The organism is Streptomyces sp. NPDC058955, assembly GCF_042741435.1.
In the GTDB taxonomy this organism is placed as follows: Bacteria; Actinomycetota; Actinomycetes; order Streptomycetales; family Streptomycetaceae; genus Streptomyces.
Map to the genome: position 1 here is coordinate 76,909 of NZ_JBHYKM010000005.1, position 23,626 is coordinate 100,534.

The window sequence follows — 23,626 nt, forward strand, 5'->3', positions numbered from 1 at the left end:
CACTACAGAACCCCCCCCTCCGAGAGACCCTCCTCGACCATGTCCGGGGGGGAGTGTCCCCCGCCCCCCGCGCGCGCCCCCCGCGGCGCGGCCCCCGGCCGCTCGCACACCCCCCCCCCCGGGCCCCGTCGTCGTTAACGCCCACTAACCTTCGCTGTATGACTGTGAACCTCGAAGTCGCCGACGGCGTCGGCACGATCCGCCTCGACCGCCCGCCGATGAACGCCCTGGACATCGCCACCCAGGACCGGCTGCGCGAGCTGGCCCAGGAGGCCACCGACCGCGACGACGTGCGGGCCGTCGTCCTCTACGGCGGCGAGAAGGTCTTCGCGGCCGGCGCGGACATCAAGGAGATGCAGGTCATGGACCACGTGGCCATGGTCGAGCGGTCCCGCGCGCTCCAGGACTCCTTCACCGCCGTCGCCCGCATCCCCAAGCCCGTCGTCGCCGCGATCACCGGCTACGCCCTCGGCGGCGGCTGCGAGCTCGCCCTCTGCGCCGACTACCGGATCGCCGCCGACAACGCCAAGCTCGGCCAGCCCGAGATCCTGCTCGGCCTGATCCCCGGCGCCGGCGGCACCCAGCGGCTCTCCCGCCTGGTCGGCCCCTCCAAGGCCAAGGACCTCATCTTCACCGGCCGGATGGTGAAGGCCGACGAGGCGCTGACGCTCGGCCTGGTCGACCGGGTCGTCCCGGCCGCCGAGGTGTACGAGCAGGCGCACGCCTGGGCGGCGAAGCTGGCCCAGGGCCCGGCGGTGGCGCTGCGCGCCGCCAAGGAGGCGATCGACCAGGGCCTGGAGGCCGACATCGACACCGGTCTCGCCCTCGAACGCACCTGGTTCTCCGCGCTGTTCGCCACCGCGGACCGCGAGACCGGCATGCGCAGCTTCGTCGAGGAGGGCCCGGGCAAGGCGAAGTTCGCCTGACCGTCCGCCCGGCGGTCCGTCGTCCGACGGACCGTCACGGCGACGCGCCGTCCCACGGGGGCCATTCCGCCGGAACGGCCCCCGCGGTGCGTCTGCGGCGGTCATGATGGGGGGCATGGCGGGCCTGGAGAGCAGGGAACAACCGCGGCAGGGCGGGGTGCCCGCCGCGCGGTGGTCACCGACCCTGGAGGACGAAGAGGCCCTCGCGGCGATGCTGGAGTGGGGCAACCCGGCGGAGGTCGACGTGCGTCTGCCGTCGCGGCCGGAGTCCGCCAGGACCGCCCGCCGGATGACCCAGTACGTGGTGCTGCGGCAGTGGGGGCTCGGCCCGACCCTCGCCGAGCACGCGGTCCTGCTCGTCTCCGAGCTGGTGGGGAACGCGGTCCGGCACACCGGCGCCCGGGTCTTCGCGCTGCGCGCCCACCGCCGCCCGGGGCGGATCCGGATCGAGGTGCGGGACCCCTCGCGCGGACTGCCCTGTCTGATGCCGGTGGCCGAGCTCGACGTCAGCGGCCGGGGCCTCTTCCTCGTCGACAAGCTCTCCGACCGGTGGGGCGTGGACCTGGGGCCGCGCGGCAAGACGACCTGGTTCGAGATGCGGGTCACCGACCGCTGAACGCACGGAAGCCCCCGTGCGCCGTGGTCAGGCTGCTGGGGGCTTCCGTGTGATGCGCCGTGGACGGGGGGGTGTATCCACGGCCGCCAAAGCGACCTTGCCCGGGTCAATGGGGGTCGTGTCACCGACTATGACAGACGGCAGGCCGCACCGCCAAACGCCCATATCGCTATCAAACCGGACATACACTGACGTTTTAATTGTGAATCGTTGGTGACATGTAGCACCCACCTTGAAAACTGTGAATGGCTATGCGATTCATCGATTGTTTCCCTCGATCATCCACATAGTGGACGGCCTCACGCGGCGGTGAGCAGCGCCTCCGAGGCCACCGGCCGGTACCCCGCCGCCTGGAACGTCCGCACGCTCCGCGCGTTCCCCGGCGACTGCTGGGCCCAGATCACGCCGCCCGGCGTCAGATGCCGCGCCGCCGTCGCCAGCGCCCGGCCCAGGCCCCGGTGCCGCACCGCCTCGTCCACCTCGACCGCCGCCTCCCAGCGCCCGGCCACCCCGCGCCCCAGGATCAGCACCCCGCCGTCCGCCGCCCACACCCGTACGTCGTCCCGGTACTTCAGCGCCCGCGCCACCCGCGGGTGCTCCGGGTCCTCGATCTCCCGCAGCTCCAGCGGCGGCGGGCCCGGCAGCGCGTCGGCGACCGTCAGCAGGTCGACGGTGTTCATCCGCCGGCCGGTCTCGGCCATCAGCCGCACCAGGAAGCCGGGATTCATGCTCGCCGCGAGCGGATCGCTGCCGGTCGCCGCCAGCTCCGCCCGCACCCACGCGGGATCGACGTCGGCGAAGACCACCGAATGGGCCGTGAAGGCCAGCACCCCGGCGTCCCGCCGGTCCGGCTGCGGCACCACCGTCGTCCCGCCGTCCATGGGCGGGAACTCCCCGCGCGCCGCCGCCTCGAGTATCCGTGTCACGTCACCGCTCATACCGCCATCATCGGACACCGCACGGCCAGCTAATCTGACCCCCGTCAGAACAGCACCGAGAAGGGGCGGAAGCAGTGGCGGACATCGAGTCGGCACGCACGGCATTCAACCGGTACGACGTGGACGGGGACGGCTTCATCACCGCCGCGGAGTACAAGAGCGTCATGGCCCAGCTGGGTGACTTCAACGTCACCGAGACGGTCGCCGAGGCCCTCATCAAGCAGCGCGACGACAACGGCGACGGCCGCCTGTCGTGGGACGAGTTCTGGTCCCACCTCAGCAAGGCGTGACCGGCGCCTGACCTGCTCCGGAGCCGGGGCCGGGCGGCGTTCACCCTGAGTTGCCGCCCGTCCCCCGCTCGGTGACGATCGTCCGGTGACGCTTCCCGGACCCCTCGGCACCCCGAGCCGTCGAGGCGCCGCGGTGCTCGCCGCCGCCGCCGTCCTCGGCGTCCTCGCCGTCGCCCTCCTGGGCGCCGGCCTCGCCCGGACAGGCACCGGCGAACTGCGGATACCCGCGGCCGGCGCCACCACCCTGCTCCGGATCCTCCTCCTCGCCGGCCTGGCCCTCGCCGTCGGCGAACTCGCCGGCACCCGGCTGGCCGGCGACGGCCCCCTGCCGCGCCGCCTGGCCGCCCCCGGCGCCCTGCTCGCCGCGGCCGCCTCCGTCGGCCTCCTGCTCCTCCTCGCCGCCGTCAGCGGGCTGAGCCTCCCCGTCGTCTACGGGCTCCGCGAAGGCCGCCTGCTGCTGGTCACCGCCAACGCCTGCCTGCTCGCCGCGGTCTGCGCCGCCTCCCGCCGCCCCGGCCTCGCCGCCCTCCCGCTCGCCGCCGCGGTCGTCGCCGAGGCGCTGCGCGCCCACCCCGAGAGCGCCGGCTTCGGCGTCGGCACCGGACTCACCGTCGTCCACCTCACCGGCGCCTCGCTCTGGGCCGGCACCCTGCTGTACGTCCTGCGGGTCATGCGGCTGCGCGGCGGCGGGCGCGAGGTGCTGCTCCGGTACGCCCGGATGGCCGCCTGCGTCTACGCGGCCCTGGCCGTCACCGGCACCGTCTCCACGCTGCGCCGGCTGCCCCTGGACGCCGTGCTCACCACCGCGTACGGCAGGGTCCTGCTGGTGAAGCTCGCCCTCTTCGGCGGCGCCAGCCTGCTCGCCCTGATGGCCCGCTCCCGGCTGATGTCCGGCGCCGACGCCCGCCCCCCGGCCCGGGTCGAGCTCACCGTCCTCGCCGTGATCCTGGCCCTCTCCGCGCTGCTCACCGTGGTGCCCGACCCGCACTGGGCGCGCTACTGACCCGATCGTTGCTGCTGGAAATGATCACGTGGCAGCATGGGGCGGTGACTGACAACGGGGATGACATACCGAAGCCTCGAAGGGCTTCCAGACTTACCGAGTTGATGGTGGAACCGGAGCAGGCCGCGGCAGCGTCCTCTCCACCGGTGCCCGCCGCGCCGGGGGAGCCGCCGGCCGACCCGGCGGCCGTCGGGCAGGACGCGGCCCGGCGCGAGTTTGCGCGTTTGCTGGGCGAGTTCCGGCGTACGGCGGTGCTGGTGCCGTTCGACGAGCGGGGAAGTCTGTGGACCGCGGACTTCAACGGGGTGCGGTGGATCTGCGCCTTCTCGGACGAGGAGGCGCTGGCGCGGTTCGCGGCGGCGCGGGGCGAGGCCGGGCGGGAGTGGACGTACCGGACGGTCCTGGGCGCGCGCCTGCTCGACGCGATGGTGCCGATGCTGCCGGGGCCGGGCGGAGTGGCGCTGGACGCGGGCAGCGCGGACGGGGTGGTGTTCCCGCCGGTGGCGGGGATCGTTCCGGACGCGGTGGCGGTGGATCTCGGGGAACACGCGGAAACGGCCGAACCGGCCGAACCGGGTCGAGGAACGGGGGCTCTGTGAGCGGGAACCAGCCTGAACTCGTGGCGCCGCCGGCGGCGCTGGCGCAGATCGCGAAGGGCATCGACCTGGCGCACGCCGAGCTGAAGGAGCTCGGCATGATCGGTGAGGCGACGATGGGCCGCGGCTTCTCCGACCTGGCCCTCTCCGGCCTCGAACTGGGCCACGGCGGGCTGGCGGCGCAGTTCGAGACCTTCTGCAACCGCTGGGAGTGGGGCGTGCGCGCCCTGACCATGCGGGGGAACGGCTTCGCCCAGGGCGTCGGCCTGTCGGCGGGTTCGTTCGCCGAGCAGGACCAGTACGTCAAGGACACGATCAAGATCGGCGTGAACTCCCTCAACGGCAACCCGCACCTGTCGGAGGACGAGGTCAAGCAGATGCGCTGGGACACGATCCGCGACCAGCACACGTGGGACGGCGCGGACTGGAGCCCGGAGTCGTTCACCGAGGCCCACGACGAGGTGAAGCAGACCTGGAAGAACACCGCGTACGACGTCGAGGACTCGCTGCTGGACTCGATGGAGCGCTCCGGCGCGCTCGACCCGAAGCTGCGTGACGCGATGGACGAGGAGCTCAAGGAGACGCTCGATCCCGACCGGGCGACGATCGAGCAGGCCGAGCAGCCGCGGTGGGGGGAGAACCGCTGATGGTCGACTGGAAGGGATGGGGCGACAAGATCGTCGACGGTGTCGGCTCCGGCATCGACAAGGGCAAGGAACTCGTCGGCGAGGGCGTCGACTACGTCACCGACAAGACCGGCCAGGCGCTGGACAAGGTCGGCGCGCACGACTGGGCCGACGCGGTCGAGGACTGGGGCGACGAGACCGCCTCGTCCCTGGGGGCGTCGGTCGGGGAGCAGCAGCTCGGCCAGACCGAGGAAGCGAACGAGCTGATCCACGGCAAGCCGGACGAGATCGCCGCCACGGTGAAGAACCTGCGGGACTTCCAGAAGGCGTTCGACCTGGTCGGCGGCGGCATGCGGAAGCTCGACTCGGCCCAGTGGAAGGGCGAGGCCGCCGACGCGTTCCGGGCGAAGTTCCAGACCCTGCCGACGGACTGGCTGCACGCGGCGGACGCGATGGAGAGCGCGGCCAAGGCCCTGGAGACGTACGCGAAGGCGGTCGTCTCCGCCCAGGGCAAGGCGCGCGAGGCGATCGCCCTGTACAAGGAGGGCGACCAGGACTCCAAGAAGGCCGTCGACGCCTACAACAAGAAGGTCGACGCCTACAACGCCGCCCGCACCGGGGACAGTCCGCTGCCGCACCCGGGCGAGTACTCCGACCCGGGCAAGGCGAAGCGGCAGCGGGCCCGGGAGATCCTGAACGACGCCCGCAAGGCCCGCAACGAGGCCGGCGAGACGGCGAAGGCGGCGGTGTCCGCCGCGCTCGCGCACGCGCCGAAGGAGCCGACCGGCCTGGAGCGGGCCAAGCTGGAACTGATGGACTACGGCGTGGGCCAGGGCGTGGAGCTGGCCCACTTCGGCGGCGGCGTCGTCAAGGGCACGGCCGGGCTGCTCAACTTCGTCCGCTCGCTCAACCCCACGGACCCGTACAACCTGACCCACCCGGCGGAGTACTACAAGGGCGTCAACATGACGCTCGCCGGTCTGGTCTCCACCGTGGCCAACCCGGACCGGGCCCTGAAGAACGCCTGGGACGCGGCGAAGGGCGACCCGTCGGAGTTCCTCGGCCGGCTGGTCCCGGAACTCATCGGCACGAAGGGCGCGGGCGGCCTGAAGGCCCTGACCCGGCTCAAGACGCCCGACGGCCCCGGCAAGCCGGGCGGCACCCGCACGGACCAGCAGAAGAACCCGGACGGCAACAGCAACAAGTGCAGCGAGACGGTCTGCGACGGCGACCCGATCGACATGGCGACGGGCCGCATGCTGCTCTGGCAGACCGACATCGCCCTGCCCGGCTCGCTGCCCCTCGTCCTCCGGCGCACCTTCGACTCGTCCCGGCGCTCGGGCCGCTGGTTCGGCCCGGCCTGGTCGAGCACGGTGGACCAGCGGCTGGAGATCGACTCCGAGGGGGTGGTCTTCAGCTGCGACGAGGGCAGCCTGCTGGCCTATCCGCACCCCGCCCCGGGCGTCCCCGTCATGCCGGCCCACGGCCGGCGGTGGCCACTGGACCGGGTCGAGGACGGGTACACCATCACCGACCCCGACACCGGCCGGGTGCTGCACTTCGCCGACCACGGCGAGGAGCTCGCGCTGCTGGTCCAGATCGACGACCGCAACCAGCGCTGGATCGCGTTCGAGTACGACGAGGAGGGCGCCCCGACGGAGATCGTCCACCACGCCGGCCGGCGCGTACGGCTCACGACCTCCGAGGGCCGGATCACCGCCCTGCACCTCGCCGGGGCGGCGGCCGACGGCTCCGACCAGGAGATCCTGCGCTACGGCTACACCGACGGCCACCTCACCGAGGTCACCAACTCCTCCGGCGTGCCGCTGCGCTTCGGCTGCGACGAGCAGGGCCGCATCACGTCGTGGACCGACACCAACGGCAGCGCCTACCACTACGTCTACGACGAGCGCGACCGCTGTACCGACCAGACCGGCTCCCACGGGCACCTGGAGTCGCACTTCACCTGGGACGAGGTCGACCCGGCCACCGGAATGCGGTGCACCTCCCTCACCGACGGCCAGGGCCGCACGACCCGGTACCTCGTCGACGACCGGTCGCGGGTCGTCGCGGAGATCGACCCGCTGGGCGCGGTCACCCGGTACGAGCGCGACCGGTACAACCGGCTCCTGTCCTGGACCGACCCGCTCGGTCACGTGGCCCGTTCCGTCTACGACGACGCGGGCCGGCTGATCGAGGTCGTGCGCCCCGACGGCCGCCGCGTCCGCGCCGAGTACGACGCGCTCGGCCTGCCCGTGTGCGTGCGGTACGCGGACGGCACCGTGATGCGCCAGACGTACGACGAACGCGGAAACCGCACCTCGTACACGGACGTCTCGGGGGCCACGACGCACTTCACGTACGACGACCGGGGGCACCTCGCCTCGCTGACCGACGGGCTCGGCGGGACCACGCTCGTCCGGTGCGACCGCAGCGGACTGCCGGTGGAGATCACCGACCCGCTGGGTGCCGTCACGCGGTACGAACGGGACGCGTTCGGCCGCCCCACGGCGATCACCGACCCGCTCGGCGCGGTGACCCGCGTGGAATGGACCGTCGAGAGCCAGGTGGCCCGGCTGGTGGAGGCCGACGGCGGCGTCCGGACGTGGACCTACGACGGCGAGGGCAACGTGCTCACGCACACCGACGCCGTGGGCGGGACCACCCGCTTCGCGTACACGGACTTCGACCTCCTGGCGGCACGGACCGACCCGGACGGCGCGAGGTACGAGTTCCGGCACGACGCCCGGCTCCGGCTGACCCAGGTCGTGAACCCCCTGGGACAGACCTGGGACTACACGTACGACCCGGCGGGCCGGCTGGTGTCCGAGACCGACTTCGACGGCCGCACCCTCCACTACGCGTTCGACGCCGCCGGACGCCTCACCGCGCGCACCAACGGTCTCGGACAGAGCATCCGGTACGAACGCGACAGCATGGGCCAGATCGTCCGCAAGGACAGCGACGGCCTCGTCACCACCTACGAGTACGACGTCTTCGACGAACTCGCCGCGGCCACCGGCCCCGACGCCACGCTGACCCGCCTGCGCGACCGGTACGGGCGCCTGCGCTCGGAGACGGTGAACGGACGCGAGCTCTCCTTCGACCACGACGCGCTCGGCCGTCGCGTCGGCCGGACCACCCCGGCCGGGGCGGTCAGCTCCTGGACGTACGACGCGGCCGGCCGCCCCCTGGCGCTGACCACGTCCGGACGGACGATCGGCTTCCGGCGCGACCTCGCGGGCCGGGAGCTGGAGCGCCACATCGGTGACCACGTGAGTCTGGCCCACGCGTTCGACACGGTCGGCCGGCTCGTCGACCAGCAGGTCATGGGCCGGGGGCGGCACGGCATCCAGCGCCGCTCCTACTCCTACCGCGCCGACGGCCATGTCGTCGGCGTCCAGGACCTGCTCTCCGGCGGCCGCCGCTTCGACCTCGACGCGATGGGCCGGATCACCGCCGTCCGCGCCGAGGGCTGGTCCGAGACGTACGCCTACGACGCGGCCGGGAACCAGACCACCGCCTCCTGGCCGGCCTCCCACCCCGGCCAGGAGGCCACGGGGCCCCGGGCCTTCACGGGCACCCGCGTCGTCCGGGCCGGGAAGGTCCGCTACGAGCACGACGCGCAGGGCCGCACCGTGCTCCGGCAGAAGGCACGCCTGTCGCACAAGCCCGACACCTGGCGCTACACCTGGGACGCGGAGGACCGTCTCACCTCGGTCGTCACCCCGGACGGCACGGTCTGGCGCTATCTGTACGACCCGCTGGGCCGTCGCATCGCCAAACAGCGCCTCGCCGACGACGGCCGCACCGTGGCGGAGGAGGTCACCTTCACCTGGGACGGCGCGACGCTGTGCGAGCAGACCAGCCGGGGCGAGCACCTCCCCCGTCCCGTCGCCCTCACCTGGGACCACGACGGCCTGCGCCCGCTCGCCCAGACGGAGCGCCGGCTGGCCGCGGACGGGGCGTCCCAGGACGCGGTCGACGAACGCTTCTACGCGATCGTCACCGACCTCGTCGGCGCCCCGGCGGAACTCGTCGACGAGGCCGGACAGCTCGCCTGGCGGACCCGCGGCACCGTGTGGGGCACGACCGCCTGGGCCGCGACGAGCACGACGTACACGCCCCTCCGCTTCCCGGGGCAGTACTACGACCCGGAGACCGGGCTGCACTACAACTTCCACCGCCACTACGATCCGGAGACGGCCCGCTACCTCAGCACCGACCCCCTGGGGCTCGACCCCGCCCCGAACCCGGTCGCCTACGTGGACAACCCCCTCACGGCGTCCGACCCCCTCGGCCTCAAGCCCTGCAAGATCCGCGTCTCACCGATGGCCTCCGACTGGGCGACCAAGGGCGCCCACGTGCACATCCCGCAGAAGAAGGGGCCGGAGCACGAGGTCCGCGTCTACGTGGACGACAAGGGGAACATCGCCGCGGACCCCATCCGGCTCAACACCGGACTGGCCTCGGACAAGAGCGTGAAGGCGGCGCTGGACGCGGTGAACAACGACCCGGCGCTCCGCGCCGACCTCCTGGCCAAGGCCAAGGCGGCCAAGGCCGAGATGGACGACCACAACTGGGGCAACAAGCAGAACCGCTCGGCCGAAATGCAAGCACTGATCGACAAACTGGAGAACTGGCCGTGACCGGCGTTTCCTTCCTCGCCTCCTTCCTCGCTACCGGAGAGCTGTACGGCATCGGCATCGGCTCGGGACTCGCCGACGTCGACCGGGCCTTCCGCCATCCCTTCGTCGACGTCGTCGGCGACGACGGGGAGTGGCTGCGCCGCGACTACGGACTCGTCGAGTTCGCCTTCAACCCGGGGGCGGACTGGGTCGTAGCCACCGCGACGGTCCAGCTGCACCGCCTGGCCTCGGACGACGACCTGGCCGGGGCATGGGCACGGAGCACCGGGATCGAGTTCCCCCGGTACGTGTCCTGGGAGGAGCTGTGGGACGAGGTCTCCCGCGCCCACGACGCCCCGGAGCTGAGGATCAGGGACCAGGGCGGGTTCCTGGAGTACCGCGCCCTGCGCTCGAACGTCTCCGTCCTCGTCGTGGACGACGCGGACGAGGAGCGCGGCCGTCGCGTCGGCGACGGGGACGTGTGGAGCCTCGACCTGTGGGCACCCGCCCGACCGAGCTGACCGACGTCGGCCCTGACCGCGCCGCAAGCGTGACCGCGCCGGTCAGGGCCTACGGCGTCAGCACTCGATGATGTTCACCGCGAGGCCGCCGCGGGCGGTCTCCTTGTACTTCACGCTCATGTCCGCGCCCGTCTCCTTCATGGTCTTGATGACCTTGTCGAGGGAGACCAGGTGGCTGCCGTCGCCGCGCATCGACATCTTCGCCGCCGTCACGGCCTTGACCGCCGCCATGCCGTTCCGCTCGATGCACGGGATCTGCACCAGACCGCCGACCGGGTCGCAGGTCAGGCCCAGGTTGTGCTCCATGCCGATCTCGGCCGCGTTCTCCACCTGCTCGGGGGAGCCGCCCAGGACCTCGGCGAGGGCGCCCGCCGCCATCGAGCAGGCCGAGCCGACCTCGCCCTGGCAGCCGACCTCGGCGCCGGAGATCGAGGCGTTCTCCTTGAAGAGCATGCCGACCGCGCCGGCCGCGAGCAGGAAGCGGACGATGCCGTCCTCGTCCGCGCCCGGCACGAAGTTCATGTAGTAGTGCAGGACGGCGGGGATGATGCCGGCGGCGCCGTTGGTCGGGGCGGTGACCACCCGGCCGCCCGCCGCGTTCTCCTCGTTCACGGCCATCGCGTAGAGCGTGATCCACTCCATCGCGTGCGCCGCCGGGTCGCCCTCGGAGCGCAGCTTGCGGGCGGAGGTCGCGGCACGGCGGCGGACCTTCAGGCCGCCGGGGAGGATGCCCTCGCGGGACATGCCGCGCGAGACGCAGGACTGCATGACCCGCCAGATCTCCAGGAGCCCGGCGCGGATCTCGTCCTCGGTGCGCCACGCCTTCTCGTTCTCCAGCATCAGCGAGGAGATCGACAGGCCGGTCTCCTTGGTGAGGCGGAGCAGCTCGTCGCCGGTGCGGAAGGGGTACTTCAGGACGGTGTCGTCCGGGATGATCGGGTTCTCGCCCGCCACGGCGTCCTCGTCCACGACGAAGCCGCCGCCGACCGAGTAGTACGTCTTCTCCAGCACGAGCCCGCCCTCGGCGTCGTACGCGAAGACCGTCATGCCGTTGGCGTGGTACGGGAGCGCCTTGCGGCGGTGCAGGATCAGGTCGTCGTCGAAGGAGAACGGGATCTCGTGCGCGCCGAGCAGGTTGATCCGCCCGCTCGCCTTGATCCGCTCGAACTCGTCGTCGGCGCTCTCCACGTCGACCGTGCGCGGCGAGTTCCCCTCCAGGCCGAGGAGGACCGCCTTCGGGGTGCCGTGGCCGTGGCCGGTCGCGCCCAGCGAGCCGTACAGCTCCGCCCGGACCGAGGCCGTCGCCGGGAGCAGGCCCTCGTTCTTGAGCCGGCGGGCGAACATCCGGGCCGCGCGCATGGGGCCCACCGTGTGGGAGCTCGACGGACCGATGCCGATCGAGAACAGGTCGAAGACCGAGATGGCCACGGGAGGACTCCTTGTGGGGGCTAGACGTCGTTGTCTGCCGGGGTGGTGCAGAAACGGCTGAGCATGGGGCGGGGCACCGCGCTCACAGGTCCAGTGTGCGCGGTGCCCCAGATGTTCCGTACGAACAGGCTCGGAACTAAATCGTACGAAATTACTTCAGGCCGGGGTACAGCGGGTGCTTGTCGGCCAGCGCGGTCACGCGGGCCTTCAGCGCCGCGGCCTTGTCCTCGTCGTAGCCCGGCTTGAGGGCCTCGGCGATGACGTCGGCGACCTCGGTGAAGTCCTCGGCCTGGAAGCCGCGGGTGGCGAGGGCCGGCGTGCCGATCCGCAGACCGGAGGTGACCATCGGCGGGCGCGGGTCGTTCGGGACGGCGTTCCGGTTGACCGTGATGCCGATCTCGTGGAGCCGGTCCTCGGCCTGCTGGCCGTCGAGCTCCGAGTTCCGCAGGTCCACCAGGACCAGGTGCACGTCGGTGCCGCCGGAGAGGACCGAGACGCCGTGCGCCGTGACGTCGTCCTGGACCAGGCGCTCGGCCAGGATCCGGGCGCCGTCCAGGGTGCGCTGCTGGCGCTCCTTGAACTCCTCCGAGGCCGCGACCTTGAAGGAGACCGCCTTGGCCGCGATCACGTGCTCCAGCGGGCCGCCCTGGAAACCGGGGAAGACCGAGGAGTTCAGCTTCTTGCCGAACTCCTTCTTCGCCAGGATGATGCCGCCGCGCGGGCCGCCGAGCGTCTTGTGCGTGGTGGAGGTCACCACGTCCGCGTACTCGACCGGGTTCGGGTGCAGACCGGCCGCGACCAGACCCGCGAAGTGGGCCATGTCGACCCACAGGTACGCCTCGACCTCGTCGGCGATCCGGCGGAACTCCGCGAAGTCCAGCTGACGCGGGTACGCCGACCAGCCGGCGATGATCACCTTCGGGCGGTGCTCCTTGGCCAGGCGCTCGACCTCGGCCATGTCGACCCGGCCCGCGTCGTCCACGTGGTACGCGACCACGTTGAACTGCTTGCCCGAGAAGTTCAGGCGCATGCCGTGGGTCAGGTGACCGCCGTGCGCCAGGTCCAGGCCCAGGATCGTGTCGCCCGGCTGGGCGATCGCGAAGAGGGCGGCCTGGTTCGCGGAGGCGCCGGAGTGCGGCTGGACGTTGGCGTACTCGGCGCCGAACAGGTCCTTGATCCGGTCGATCGCGATCTGCTCGGCCACGTCGACGTGCTCGCAGCCGCCGTAGTAGCGGCGGCCCGGGTAGCCCTCGGCGTACTTGTTGGTGAGGACGGAGCCCTGGGCCTCCATGACCGCGACCGGAGCGAAGTTCTCCGAGGCGATCATCTCGAGGGTGGACTGCTGGCGGCGGAGCTCGGCGTCGACGGTGGCGGCGACCTCCGGGTCCAGCTCGTGGAGGGGAGTGTTCAGAAGCGACATGAAGCGATCCCTACGGGGTCTCGGTCAGCCTGCGGTGAAGGCGGTGTACTCGTCGGCGGTGAGCAGGTCGTCCTGCTCGGCCGTGAGGCGCACCTTGAACAGCCAGCCGCCCTCGAACGGAGCGGAGTTCACCAGCGACGGGTCGTCCACGACGTCCTGGTTCGCCTCGACGACCTCACCGGTCACCGGGGAGTACAGCTCGCTCACGGACTTGGTCGACTCCAGCTCGCCGCACTCCTCGGTCGCGGTCACGGTGGAGCCGACCTCGGGGAGCTGGACGTACACGATGTCACCGAGGGCGTTGGCCGCGTGCTCGGTGATGCCGACCGTGGCGACGCCGTCCTCGACGGCCGACAGCCACTCGTGCTCCTTGCTGTAGCGAAGCTGCTGGGGGTTGCTCATGACCTGATTCTCCTGTACCGGGGGAGTGCGGATGTACGTGGGTCTTGCGGGGTGAGACGCGTCCTGAGACGAATACGTCACTTCTGGCGCTTGTAGAACGGCAGCGCCACGACCTTGTAGGGCTCGTGGGTGCCGCGGATGTCCACCCCTACACCCTCGGTGCCGGGGGCCGCGTGCGCCGCGTCGACGTACGCCATCGCGATCGGCGCGCCGAGCGTGGGGGAGGGGGCGCCGGAGGTGATCTCGCCGACGACCTCGCCGCCGGAGACGACCTGCATGCCGGCGCGCGGGACGCGGCGGCCCTCCGCGACCAGGCCGACCAGCTTGCGCGGCGGGGCGGTCTCGGCGCGCTCGGCGGCGGCCTCCAGCGCCTTGCGGCCGACGAAGTCGCCCGGCTTCTCGAACTTCACGACCCGGCCCAGACCGGCGTCGAAGGGGGTGAGGGAGGTGGTCAGCTCGTGCCCGTACAGCGGCATGCCCGCCTCCAGGCGCAGCGTGTCGCGGCAGGACAGGCCGCACGGGATCAGGCCGACGCCCGCGCCCGCCTCGGTCAGGGCCTTCCAGACGCCCTCGGCGTGCTCCGGCTTCAGGAAGAGCTCGAAGCCGTCCTCGCCGGTGTAGCCGGTCCGAGCGATCAGCGCCGGGACGCCGGCGACGGTGCCGGGCAGGCCCGCGTAGTACTTCAGGCCGTCCAGGTCGGCGTCGGTGAGCTGCTTGAGGATGCCGGGGGACTCGGGGCCCTGCACGGCGATCAGGGCGTACGCGTCGCGGTCGTCGCGGACCTCGGCGTCGAAGCCGCCCGCGCGGGCCACCAGGGCGTCCAGGACGACCTGGGCGTTGGAGGCGTTGGCCACCACCATGTACTCGGTCTCGCCGAGGCGGTAGACGATCAGGTCGTCGAGGATGCCGCCGTCCTCCTGGCAGATCATCGTGTAGCGGGCGCGGCCGTTGCCCACCGTGGAGATGTTGCCGACCAGGGCGAAGTCGAGCAGGTCGACCGCCTGCGGGCCGGTGACGGTGATCTCGCCCATGTGGGAGAGGTCGAAGAGGCCGGCCTTGGTGCGGACGGCGTTGTGCTCGTCGCGCTCGCTGCCGTACCGCAGCGGCATGTCCCAGCCGGCGAAGTCGGTCATGGTCGCGCCCAGCGAACGATGCAGGGCATCGAGGGCGGTCAGGCGGGGGGTGGTGCTCATGATGGACGTGGCTCCCGGGTCCCGAAGGCGGAAAACATGACAGGCAAGGACGTTCCTCCCCATCTGTCATGGAACCTGAGAGGTTCACCGGGGGCATCCCCGGCTTGCACCTTGGGTGGGGACACCACGGGTGTCCCGCTTTTCAGATCTGCCTCATCCACGCGGTACGGGGCCTGAGAGATTCAAGGGAGGGACTTGCTCCTTCGGCGCCCGGACGGCCCAGGGCCGGTCCGGAACTCTCCCGCGCGGATTCGAGCGGCCGGTATGCGGTTGTACGGCGCTGCCGCGCCTGGCGCGCACATCCTCGCATACGGTGTCGGCGCCGCAAATCGCTTGTCTCGGATTACCGTTTCTTTACACTTCGTGGGCAAGGGTCTCCGTAGGTCTCCCGACACGTCCCCCGGGGGCCCGACAGGGGGAGCAGCGATGAGGATCCAGCACACCGGCGTCTTCGCGAGTGACGCCGCCATACCGGCCCAGCGCGCCCGCGCCCGGACCCGCGGCCGCGGGCGCGTCGTGCGGGACCTGCGCGACCGCGGCGGGCGCGGCCCGCGCGCCCTGACCTTCGCCGCCGGCGACGTCGTGGTCGTCTCGGGGCTGCCCGGCAGCGGCAAGTCCACCCTGCTGCGGCGGACCGCCGAGGGCCGCGGCATCGACTCGCAGGACGCCCGGGAGCGCTGGGAGGCCCGGATGCCCCGCCTCCTGCCGTACGCGCTCTACCGCCCGCTGGTCCGGATCGCGCACTACGCCGGGCTGCACCGGGCCCTGCGCTCCGGCGCCGGGGTCGTCGTCCACGACTGCGGCACCCAGTCCTGGGTCCGCGGCTGGCTCGCCCGCTCCGCCGCCCGCCGCGGCCGCGACCTCCACCTGGTCCTCCTCGACGTCGACCCGGCCACCGCCCGGGACGGCCAGCGCGACCGGGGCCGCGGGGTGTCCGCGTACGCCTTCGCCCGGCACCGCAGGGCCGTCGGCCGGCTCGTCACCGCCGTCGAGGCGGGCCGGCTGCCCCGCGGCTGCGCCTCCGCCACCCTCCTCGACCGGGACGCCGCGACCGCGCTGCGCCGCATCGGCTTCCGCGAGGCCGCCTGACGCCCGCCCCCCCCGGACGCGGGTTCTGGTCACAGCCGGGGCGGGGCGGCGTTAGGGTGCTGCGGGACGGCCGGGACCAGGGCCGTGCGAGAAGGGGACGGAACCACCGTGGACGTGACGTGGCCGGGCAACGAGCTCGAGGAGGCGCTGGCCGCCGCGCTCGGGGAGCCCGCGGCCGGAGGCCGGCTCATCGAGGTGCTCGGCCGCAGCCAGGTCTGGGTCCCGCTGCCCAACGGCGGCGGCCCCGACAGCCCCAGTCTGGACCTCGCCACGATGGAGATCGGCGGCGCCGCCTACGTCCCCGTCTACAGCTCGCAGGAGCAGTTCCTCGCCTGCGTCGGCGACCACATGTCCTTCACCGTCGCCCCCGCCCGTGACTTCGCCCGCGGCCTGCCCCCGCAGCTCGGCATCGCGGTGAACCCCGGCGGCGTCGTCGGCGTCCCGCTGCCCCCGCCCGCCGTCGCCGAGCTCTGCCGGGTCGGCCGCACCGCCCTCGACGGGCCGGCGTCCGGCGGCCGGGTCCGGCTCTTCGAGCCCGACTGGCAGGACGACCCGGTCGACTTCCTCGCCGCGGCCGCCGCCGAGTTCGACGCCACCGGCGTCGTCGCCACCGCCCGCCGCACCCTCGCCAGCGTCGAGGGCACCGAACCGGCCCTCTTCGTCGGCGTCCAGCTCACCGGCTGGGACGGCGTCGACCGCAACGCCCCGCTGGACGCCCTCGGCCGCGCCCTCGGCCGCGTCGAGGTCGCCTGGCCGGTCAACCTGATCCTGCTCGACATGGCCGCCGACCCGGTCGGCGACTGGATGCTGGAACGGGTGCGCCCCTTCTACCAGCGCGCCACCGGGTGACCCCCGGCCCTGTCTAAGCTGGACCGACCGAGACCGATCCACCGAACGAGCCGTACGACACAGAGGACAGAGGGGCGGGACCCAGGGTGAGCGCGTCAGGGGGCGCCACGACCGGACAGGTCGAGCACATGCTGCGCCAGGTGGCGCCCGGACGCTACGACGCGTACGAGGGGCTGCTGCACGCCCTGGCCGACGGCGAGCTGTACATGCTGCTCTGGCAGGGCAGCCCGGGCTCGCCGGAGGCCCAGTACGGCAACATGGAGGTCGACGGCTTCGGTTACGCGCCCTGCGTCACCTCGGCCGGCGAACTCGCCGCCTCCGGCTGGCACCGCGCCCACGAGCGCGTCACCGGCCGCGAGATCGCCCGCGCCCTCTACCCCGAGCGCTGGGGCGTCTGGCTCAACCCGCACGCGCCCGGCGGCGGCGTCGGCATCCCGTGGGCCGATCTGCGCCGGATCGCCACCGGCCTCGACCGGATGCCCGCCGGACCGCTCCGGGTCTCCGAACCCGCCCTGGAGATCCCGCACTTCTACGCCCAGCTGACCCAGAACGCGCACCGGACGCCGGCCGTCCGCTCGCTCCGCCGCGGCTGGGTGCAGCCCGCGCTCGGCACTCCGTACCTGGTCATCGGCCTCGACCTGTACGACGGTTCGGCGGCGACGGTGGACGAGGTGCGGGCGATGATGCGCCAGTCGATCAACGCCGTGCCCGAGGGGCTGCCCGTCTCGACGGTCGCGCTCTCCGACGCGTACGACCCGGTGGCGCTCTGGCTGCGGGCCCACGCGCGGCCCTTCTACGACCGCGAGGCACACGGCGCCCCGTCCCAGCATGCGGGATCCCAGAGTCCGGGATACGGCTACCCGCCGGCCCGGCACCGCTGACGTCCCCTTCGCACCCGATACCCCGCCCTGGCCGAAATGCCTTGCCAGGGCGGGGTTTTGCGTCCGCTTGCGGACGCTCCGGCCGCCGATGTCCGGCAACCGCCCGATTTGGTGAGTGTCCGGGTCTCAGGTTGGTATCACCGCTATGCGGACTGTTCTCTGCGCCGTCACTCGCCAGTAGCGTTCGGCCGGTCAAGACCACACATGGCGACCCAGGGGTGGACCCATGCGCATACTCAATTCCCGGTCGACCCGGGCTCTGACGGCGGCCATCACGGTCGGCCTCATCGCCACGGGCTGCGCGAGCGACCGGGACAAGGACGAGAACAAGTCCGGAGCCAAGGACACCTTCGTGTTCGGCGCCCCGGGCGACCCGGCCTCCCTCGACCCGGCCCTCGCCAGCGACGGCGAGACCTTCCGGGTCACCCGTCAGGCGTTCGAGGCGCTCCTGGAGCACGAGTCCGGCGGCAGCAAGCTCGTCGGCGGGCTCGCCGAGAAGTGGTCGAGCAACCCCGAGGGCACCGTCTGGACCTTCAACCTCCGCAAGGGCGTGAAGTTCCACGACGGCGAGACCCTCGACGCGAAGGCGGTCTGCGCCAACTACGACTACTGGTTCAACTGGAAGGGCACCTACCAGTCGAGCGCGGTCTCGTACTACTGGCAGACCATCATGGGCGGCTTCAAGGCCAACGAGGACAAGGAGACGCCCAAGGCGAACTACAAGTCCTGCACGGTCAAGGACGACGCCACGGCCGTCATCGAGGTCTTCGAGCCCTCCGCCAACCTGCCCGGCGGCTTCTCCCTCCAGGCCCTCGCGATCCACTCGCCCAAGGCGATCCAGGAGTACGCGAAGCAGCAGGTCACCGAGGCCGGCGACGCCATCACGTACCCCAAGTACAGCCAGGAGGCCGGCACGGTCGCCGGCACCGGCCCGTACAAGATCACGAAGTGGAACAAGGGCAACAAGGAAGTCGCCCTGGAGCGCTTCGACGACTACTGGGGCGAGAAGGCCAAGGTCAAGAACCTGGTCTTCCGCACGATCGACACCGAGGAGGGCCGCCGCCAGGCGCTCCAGGCCGGTGACATCGACGGCTACGACCTGGTCGCGCCCGCCGACATCAAGACCCTCGAGGGCGCCGGCTTCCAGGTCCCGACCCGTGACGTCTTCAACCTGCTCTACCTCGGTATGACGCAGGAGGCCAACCCGGCGCTGAAGAAGCCCGAGGTCCGCCAGGCCATCGCGCACGCCGTCGACCGCGAGAACATCGTCAAGACCCAGCTGCCCGAGGGCGGCAAGGTCGCGACCCAGTTCATGCCCGACACGGTCGCCGGCTTCTCGGAGAACGTGAAGAAGTACCCGTTCGACACCGCCAAGGCCAAGTCGCTCCTCGCCGGCGCCGGCGCGAGCGGCCTGTCGATCGACTTCTGCTACCCGACCGAGGTCACCCGCCCGTACATGCCTGCCCCGCAGGACATCTTCGAGCTGGTCAAGGCCGACCTGGAGAAGGCCGGCATCAAGGTCAACCCCAAGCCGAAGAAGTGGAACCCGGACTACGTCGACGCGGTGGAGAAGGGCGGCTGCCCCCTCCACATGCTCGGCTGGACCGGTGACTTCAACGACGGCTACAACTTCATCGGCACCTGGTTCGCCGGGTACGACAAGCAGTGGGGCTTCAAGAACGACAAGGTCTTCAACGCGGTGAAGGCCGGCTCGCTCCAGGGCGACCCGACCAAGCGCACGGACCTCTACAAGGCCGCCAACGAGGCGATCATGGAGTACCTGCCCGGTCTCCCGCTGACCTCCTCCCCGCCGGCCATCGCGTTCGGCAAGAACGTGGTCCCGCCGAAGGTCTCCCCGCTGACGCAGGAGAACTTCGCCGAGGTCTCCTTCAAGTAACACACCCGTAAGCGGTCCGCCCGGTCACGCGTTCCTCCCGTGACCGGGCGTCCGCGCATCCACCCTCCATACGCAAGAAAGGGGCACGCGGGGTGTTGCGACTCGTCGTACGACGACTTCTCCAGCTCATACCCACCCTGCTCGGCCTGTCGGTTCTGCTCTTCATCTGGCTGAACCGACTGCCCGGCGGACCCGCCTCAGCGATCCTGGGCGAGCGGGCGACCGAAGCCGATGTGGCGCGCATCAACCGCGCGCTGGGCCTCGACCAGCCGATCTACGTCCAGTACGGACGCTTCCTCAAGCGGCTCCTCGACCTCGACCTCGGCACCTCGGTGCAGACCGGACAGCCCGTCTGGGACGAGTTCGTGCTGCGCTTCCCCGCCACGGTCGAACTCAGCCTCGCGGCCATGCTCATCGCCACCGTCGTGGGCATCCCGCTCGGCTACCTCGCCGCCCGCAAGCGCGGCGGCTGGATCGACGTGGCCTCCGTCTCCGGCTCCCTGGTCGGCATCTGCATCCCGGTCTTCTTCCTGGCGCAGCTGCTCAAGGGCGCCTTCGGCGAGGTCTTCGGCACCTTCGGCCGCCAGTCCACCGGCATCGACGCCACCAGCGTCACCGGCTTCGCCGTCCTCGACGGCGTGCTGACCGGCGAGTTCGACGCCGCCTGGGACGCCCTCATGCACCTGGTGCTGCCCGGCATCGCGCTGGCCACCATCCCGCTCGCGGTCATCGTCCGCATGACCCGCGCCAGCGTCCTGGAGGTGCTCGGCGAGGACTACATCCGCACCGCCGAGTCCAAGGGCCTGCAGCGCCGGGTCGTCCGCGTCCGCCACGTGCTCCGCAACGCGCTGCTCCCCGTCGTCACCGCCATCGGCCTGCTCACCGGCAGCCTGCTCTCCGGCGCGGTGCTCACCGAGTCCGTCTTCACCTTCGGCGGCATCGGCTCCTTCATCCGGACCGCCATCGACGCCCGCGACTACCCGGTGCTCGTCGGCTTCATCATGTTCATCGCCGTGATCTACGTGGTGATCAACATGCTCGTCGACCTCGCGTACAGCGTCATCGACCCGAGGGTGCGGGTGCACTGATGAGTCTCACCAACACTGCTTCCAAGATCGACCGGCTCGCCCAGCTCACGGCGAAGACCGAGACCGCCAGCGGCGCCAGCCTGTGGCGCGAGGCGATGCGCCGGCTGCGCAGCAGCAAGATGGCGCTCATCGGCGGCGCGATCATCGCCGGCTTCGTCGTGCTCGCGATCATCGGCCCCTGGGTCGCCCCGTACGGCCCCGCCGAGCAGACCTGGCGCGGCGAGGTCTTCTCCAACCGCGGCGAGTTCGTCGGCGCCCGCGCCGGGAACTGGTTCGGCCTGGACCACCTCGGCCGGGACCTGTTCTCCCGGATGCTCGTGGGCGCCCGCCAGACGCTGCTCGTCGGTGTCGTCTCCATGCTCATCGGCCTGCTGATCGGCGCCCTCGTCGGCATCGTCTCGGGCGCCGCGGCCACCCTCGGCGGCAAGGCCGGACGGCGGATCGACGACGCGATCATGCGCGTCACCGACATCCTGCTCGCGCTGCCGTCGCTGCTCCTCGCGGTCTCCGTCGCCGCCGTGCTGGGCCAGTCGCTCACCACCGTGATGATCGCCGTCGGCGTGGTGCAGATCCCGGTCTTCACCCGGCTCCTGCGCGGCTCGATGCTCGCCCAGGGCGGCACCGACTACGTCCTCGCGGCCCGCTCGCTCGGCATCCGCAAGCGGCGGATCGTCTTCACCCAGATCCTGCCGAACTCGCTGAGCCCGGTGATCGTCCAGGCGACGCTCAGCCTCGCCACCGCCATCATCGAGGCCGCCGCCCTCTCCTACCTCGGACTCGGCAACCCCGACCCCGCGGTGCCGGAGTGGGGCGTCATGCTCTCCGCGGCCCAGCGCTTCTTCGACAACGAGCCGATGATGTCCATGTACCCGGCGGTCGGCATCATCATCACCGCCCTCGGCTTCACCCTGCTCGGCGAGGCCATGCGCGAAGCCCTCGACCCGAAGCTGCGAGGCTGACATGCCACTGCTCACCGTGGACGAACTCACCGTCACCTTCGGCGGCCGCGGCCGCAAGGACGTCCGGGCGGTCAACGGCGTCTCGTTCAGCGTCGACCAGGGCCAGGTCGTCGGCCTCGTCGGCGAGTCCGGCTGCGGCAAGTCCGTGACCTCGCTCGCCCTCATGGGGCTGCTGCCCGCCAAGGGCGTCACCCTCGGCGGCCGGGCCGACCTCGACGGCACCGACCTGCTGTCGCTCCCCCCGTCCAAGATGCGCGACCTGCGCGGACGCGACATGGCGATGATCTTCCAGGACCCGCTGTCCTCGCTGAACCCGGTCGTCCCCATCGGCGTCCAGGTCACCGAGATCCTCCAGCGCCACCGCGGGCTGAAGGGCGAGGCCGCCCGCAAGGAGGCCGCGCACCTGCTCGACCGGGTCGGCATCCCCGACCCGACGCGGCGGCTCAAGGAGTTCCCGCACCAGCTCTCCGGCGGCATGCGGCAGCGCGCGCTCATCGCCATGGCGGTGGCCTGCGCCCCCCGCCTGCTCATCGCCGACGAGCCGACCACCGCGCTCGACGTCACCATCCAGGCCCAGATCCTCGAACTCCTCAAGGAACTGGTCGACCAGGAGGGCACCGCGCTGCTGATGATCACCCACGACCTGGGTGTCGTCGCCGGCCTGTGCGACCAGGTGAACGTCCTCTACGCGGGCAAGGTCGTCGAATCGGCCGCCCGGCGCGAGCTGTTCGCCCACCCGACGCACCCGTACACCCACGGCCTGCTCGGCTCCATCCCCCGGCTCGACGCCCCGCGCGGCGAGCCGCTCCACCCGATCCGCGGGTCCATCAACGACCAGATCGCCTGGGCCGACGGCTGCGCCTTCGCCCCGCGCTGCGACCGGTACGAGATGGAGTGCCTCACCGGCACGCCCGAACTGACCGAACCGCGCGCGGCCGGCCACCGCGCCCGCTGCGCGAACCCGGTCCTCGCCACGACGGAGGTACCGGCATGAGCCTGCTCGAACTCGACGGCGTGAAGGTCCACTTCCCCGTCAAGAAGGGCATCCTCTTCGACCGCACGGTCGGCCACGTCTACGCCGTGGACGGCATCTCCCTCAAGGTCGAGGCGGGCCAGACGTACGGCCTGGTCGGCGAGTCCGGGTGCGGCAAGACCACCCTCGGGCGGGCCGTGCTGCGGCTCGTGGACGTCACCGACGGCTCCGTCGTCCTCGACGGCACCGACGTGGCCAAGCTGCCGGAGAAGGAGCTGCGCTCCTTCCGCCGCCGGCTCCAGATGGTCTTCCAGGACCCGCTGGGCAGCCTCAACCCGCGCCAGAACATCGAGTCGATCCTCAGCGAGGGCATGGCCGCGCACGGGATCGGCGCGAACCAGGACGAGCGGCGGGAGAAGATCCGGGAGATCCTCGCCAAGGTGGGCCTGCCCGCCAACGCGCTCTCCCGCTACCCGCACGAGTTCTCCGGCGGCCAGCGCCAGCGCATCGGCATCGCCCGCGCGCTGGTCCTGGAGCCGGACCTGATCATCTGCGACGAGCCGGTCTCCGCGCTGGACGTCTCCATCCAGGCGCAGGTCATCAACCTGCTCGAGGAGCTCCAGGAATCGATGGGCCTGACCTACCTGGTCATCGCCCACGACCTCGCCGTCGTCCGGCACATCTCGGACGTCATCGGCGTGATGTACCTGGGCGCGCTGGTGGAGGAGGCGCCGAGCGACACGCTGTACGAGGAGCCGCTGCACCCGTACACCCGGGCGCTCATGTCCGCCGTGCCGGTGCCGGACCCGGAGGTCGAGGAGCGGCGCGAGCGGATCCTCCTCCACGGCGACCTGCCCTCCCCGGCGAACCCGCCGGCGGGCTGCCGCTTCCACACCCGCTGCCCGTGGGCCCAGCCCAAGTGCGCGGAGGAGCGGCCGGAGCTCACGGACGCGGGCGGCGGCCACAAGGTGGCCTGCCACTTCACCCAGGAGATCCGGTCGGGCGAACTCCGCCCGGCGGGCGAGACCGGCGCCGCGGTGATCCCGGCCCAGTCGGAGGCACCGGAGGCCGAGACGACCTCGGAGCCGGAGCCGGAGCCGGAGGCGTCTTCGGAGGCCGCCGAGCCCGAGACGCCGGAAGCGCCTGAGGCCGACGCGGCTCCCGAGGCCGCCGAGCCCGAGGCGCCGGAGGCGGAGGCTCCCGAGGCCGACGTGGTTCCCGCGGCCGAGGCCAAGGACGCCGTCCGGAAGTCCGGGGACAAGTAGGACAGCCGGTAAGGGGCCCGTCCCCCCGGGGGCGGACG

At 71.8% G+C, this 23,626-nt stretch carries 21 protein-coding genes and 1 riboswitch; of the genes, 16 read left to right on the plus strand and 5 right to left on the minus strand.

Annotated features, from left to right (window positions below):
* Positions 1–158: 158 nt before the first annotated feature.
* Positions 159–926: an enoyl-CoA hydratase-related protein gene (locus ACFW1I_RS03910; protein ID WP_359523200.1), complete on the plus strand. Its 768-nt coding sequence runs from the start codon at positions 159–161 to the stop codon at positions 924–926.
* Between the two features lie 115 nt (positions 927–1,041).
* On the plus strand, positions 1,042–1,542 hold the full coding sequence (locus tag ACFW1I_RS03915; RefSeq protein ID WP_384665770.1) for an ATP-binding protein: 501 nt from the start codon (positions 1,042–1,044) through the stop codon (positions 1,540–1,542).
* Positions 1,543–1,841: 299 nt separating this feature from the next.
* On the opposite strand, the gene ACFW1I_RS03920 is transcribed toward ACFW1I_RS03915, so the two are convergent.
* Positions 1,842–2,480, minus strand: a complete 639-nt coding sequence (locus ACFW1I_RS03920; RefSeq protein WP_384665772.1) for a GNAT family N-acetyltransferase — start codon at positions 2,478–2,480, stop codon at positions 1,842–1,844.
* A gap of 74 nt (positions 2,481–2,554) precedes the next feature.
* On the opposite strand from ACFW1I_RS03920, the gene ACFW1I_RS03925 reads away from it, so the two are divergent.
* From ACFW1I_RS03925 to ACFW1I_RS03950, 6 genes are all read left to right on the plus strand, one after another.
* Entirely contained in the window at positions 2,555–2,770 is a 216-nt protein-coding gene (locus tag ACFW1I_RS03925; RefSeq protein WP_015036303.1) for an EF-hand domain-containing protein, read from the plus strand.
* An 85-nt stretch (positions 2,771–2,855) separates the two neighbouring features.
* A complete protein-coding gene (locus ACFW1I_RS03930) occupies positions 2,856–3,773 on the plus strand; it encodes a CopD family protein (RefSeq protein ID WP_384665774.1) in 918 nt (305 codons plus the stop codon).
* Between the two features lie 20 nt (positions 3,774–3,793).
* The gene (locus ACFW1I_RS03935; RefSeq protein ID WP_384665889.1) at positions 3,794–4,372 is read left to right on the plus strand and encodes an SseB family protein; all 579 of its coding nucleotides are present in this window, start codon (positions 3,794–3,796) and stop codon (positions 4,370–4,372) included.
* Positions 4,369–5,016 (plus strand): hypothetical protein, encoded by a 648-nt coding sequence (locus ACFW1I_RS03940; protein ID WP_384665776.1) that lies wholly within the window; start codon positions 4,369–4,371, stop codon positions 5,014–5,016. Before ACFW1I_RS03935 ends, ACFW1I_RS03940 begins: the two co-directional genes overlap by 4 nt.
* Positions 5,016–9,644: a putative T7SS-secreted protein gene (locus ACFW1I_RS03945; protein ID WP_384665777.1), complete on the plus strand. Its 4,629-nt coding sequence runs from the start codon at positions 5,016–5,018 to the stop codon at positions 9,642–9,644. The genes ACFW1I_RS03940 and ACFW1I_RS03945 overlap by 1 nt, the downstream gene beginning before the upstream one ends.
* Positions 9,641–10,144, plus strand: coding sequence for a hypothetical protein (locus ACFW1I_RS03950; RefSeq protein WP_384665779.1), 504 nt, complete (start codon positions 9,641–9,643; stop codon positions 10,142–10,144). The genes ACFW1I_RS03945 and ACFW1I_RS03950 overlap by 4 nt, the downstream gene beginning before the upstream one ends.
* A gap of 57 nt (positions 10,145–10,201) precedes the next feature.
* Here ACFW1I_RS03950 and ACFW1I_RS03955 read toward each other — a convergent pair whose 3' ends face one another.
* The 4 genes from ACFW1I_RS03955 to gcvT all read right to left on the minus strand — a co-directional run bounded on the left by ACFW1I_RS03955 (position 10,202) and on the right by gcvT (position 14,587).
* Positions 10,202–11,572, minus strand: coding sequence for an L-serine ammonia-lyase (locus tag ACFW1I_RS03955; RefSeq protein ID WP_384665781.1), 1,371 nt, complete (start codon positions 11,570–11,572; stop codon positions 10,202–10,204).
* Between the two features lie 151 nt (positions 11,573–11,723).
* Positions 11,724–12,992 carry a serine hydroxymethyltransferase gene (gene glyA, locus ACFW1I_RS03960; protein WP_384665782.1) on the minus strand — a complete coding sequence of 423 codons (1,269 nt, stop codon included), beginning with the start codon at positions 12,990–12,992 and terminating at the stop codon, positions 11,724–11,726.
* 24 nt (positions 12,993–13,016) lie between these two features.
* Positions 13,017–13,394 (minus strand): glycine cleavage system protein GcvH, encoded by a 378-nt coding sequence (gcvH, locus tag ACFW1I_RS03965; protein WP_384665784.1) that lies wholly within the window; start codon positions 13,392–13,394, stop codon positions 13,017–13,019.
* A 77-nt stretch (positions 13,395–13,471) separates the two neighbouring features.
* Complete coding sequence (gene gcvT / locus ACFW1I_RS03970) at positions 13,472–14,587, minus strand: glycine cleavage system aminomethyltransferase GcvT (protein ID WP_384665786.1); 1,116 nt, start codon at positions 14,585–14,587, stop codon at positions 13,472–13,474.
* Positions 14,588–14,739: 152 nt separating this feature from the next.
* Positions 14,740–14,841: riboswitch (glycine riboswitch) on the minus strand.
* Between the two features lie 172 nt (positions 14,842–15,013).
* Between gcvT and ACFW1I_RS03975 the strand changes: the two genes are divergently transcribed.
* The 8 genes from ACFW1I_RS03975 to ACFW1I_RS04010 all read left to right on the plus strand — a co-directional run bounded on the left by ACFW1I_RS03975 (position 15,014) and on the right by ACFW1I_RS04010 (position 23,588).
* Entirely contained in the window at positions 15,014–15,676 is a 663-nt protein-coding gene (locus tag ACFW1I_RS03975) for an AAA family ATPase (protein WP_384665788.1), read from the plus strand.
* Between the two features lie 108 nt (positions 15,677–15,784).
* Positions 15,785–16,525 carry an enhanced serine sensitivity protein SseB gene (locus ACFW1I_RS03980; RefSeq protein ID WP_319011812.1) on the plus strand — a complete coding sequence of 247 codons (741 nt, stop codon included), beginning with the start codon at positions 15,785–15,787 and terminating at the stop codon, positions 16,523–16,525.
* Positions 16,526–16,611: 86 nt separating this feature from the next.
* Positions 16,612–17,406: an enhanced serine sensitivity protein SseB C-terminal domain-containing protein gene (locus ACFW1I_RS03985; RefSeq protein ID WP_384665791.1), complete on the plus strand. Its 795-nt coding sequence runs from the start codon at positions 16,612–16,614 to the stop codon at positions 17,404–17,406.
* A gap of 226 nt (positions 17,407–17,632) precedes the next feature.
* A complete protein-coding gene (locus ACFW1I_RS03990) occupies positions 17,633–19,303 on the plus strand; it encodes an ABC transporter substrate-binding protein (RefSeq protein WP_384665793.1) in 1,671 nt (556 codons plus the stop codon).
* A gap of 92 nt (positions 19,304–19,395) precedes the next feature.
* Positions 19,396–20,391: an ABC transporter permease gene (locus ACFW1I_RS03995; protein WP_384665795.1), complete on the plus strand. Its 996-nt coding sequence runs from the start codon at positions 19,396–19,398 to the stop codon at positions 20,389–20,391.
* Entirely contained in the window at positions 20,391–21,350 is a 960-nt protein-coding gene (locus ACFW1I_RS04000; protein WP_384665797.1) for an ABC transporter permease, read from the plus strand. The genes ACFW1I_RS03995 and ACFW1I_RS04000 overlap by 1 nt, the downstream gene beginning before the upstream one ends.
* 1 nt (position 21,351) lies before the next feature.
* Positions 21,352–22,344 (plus strand): ABC transporter ATP-binding protein, encoded by a 993-nt coding sequence (locus ACFW1I_RS04005; RefSeq protein WP_384665799.1) that lies wholly within the window; start codon positions 21,352–21,354, stop codon positions 22,342–22,344.
* The gene (locus ACFW1I_RS04010) at positions 22,341–23,588 is read left to right on the plus strand and encodes an ABC transporter ATP-binding protein (protein WP_384665801.1); all 1,248 of its coding nucleotides are present in this window, start codon (positions 22,341–22,343) and stop codon (positions 23,586–23,588) included. Before ACFW1I_RS04005 ends, ACFW1I_RS04010 begins: the two co-directional genes overlap by 4 nt.
* Positions 23,589–23,626 lie beyond the last annotated feature (38 nt).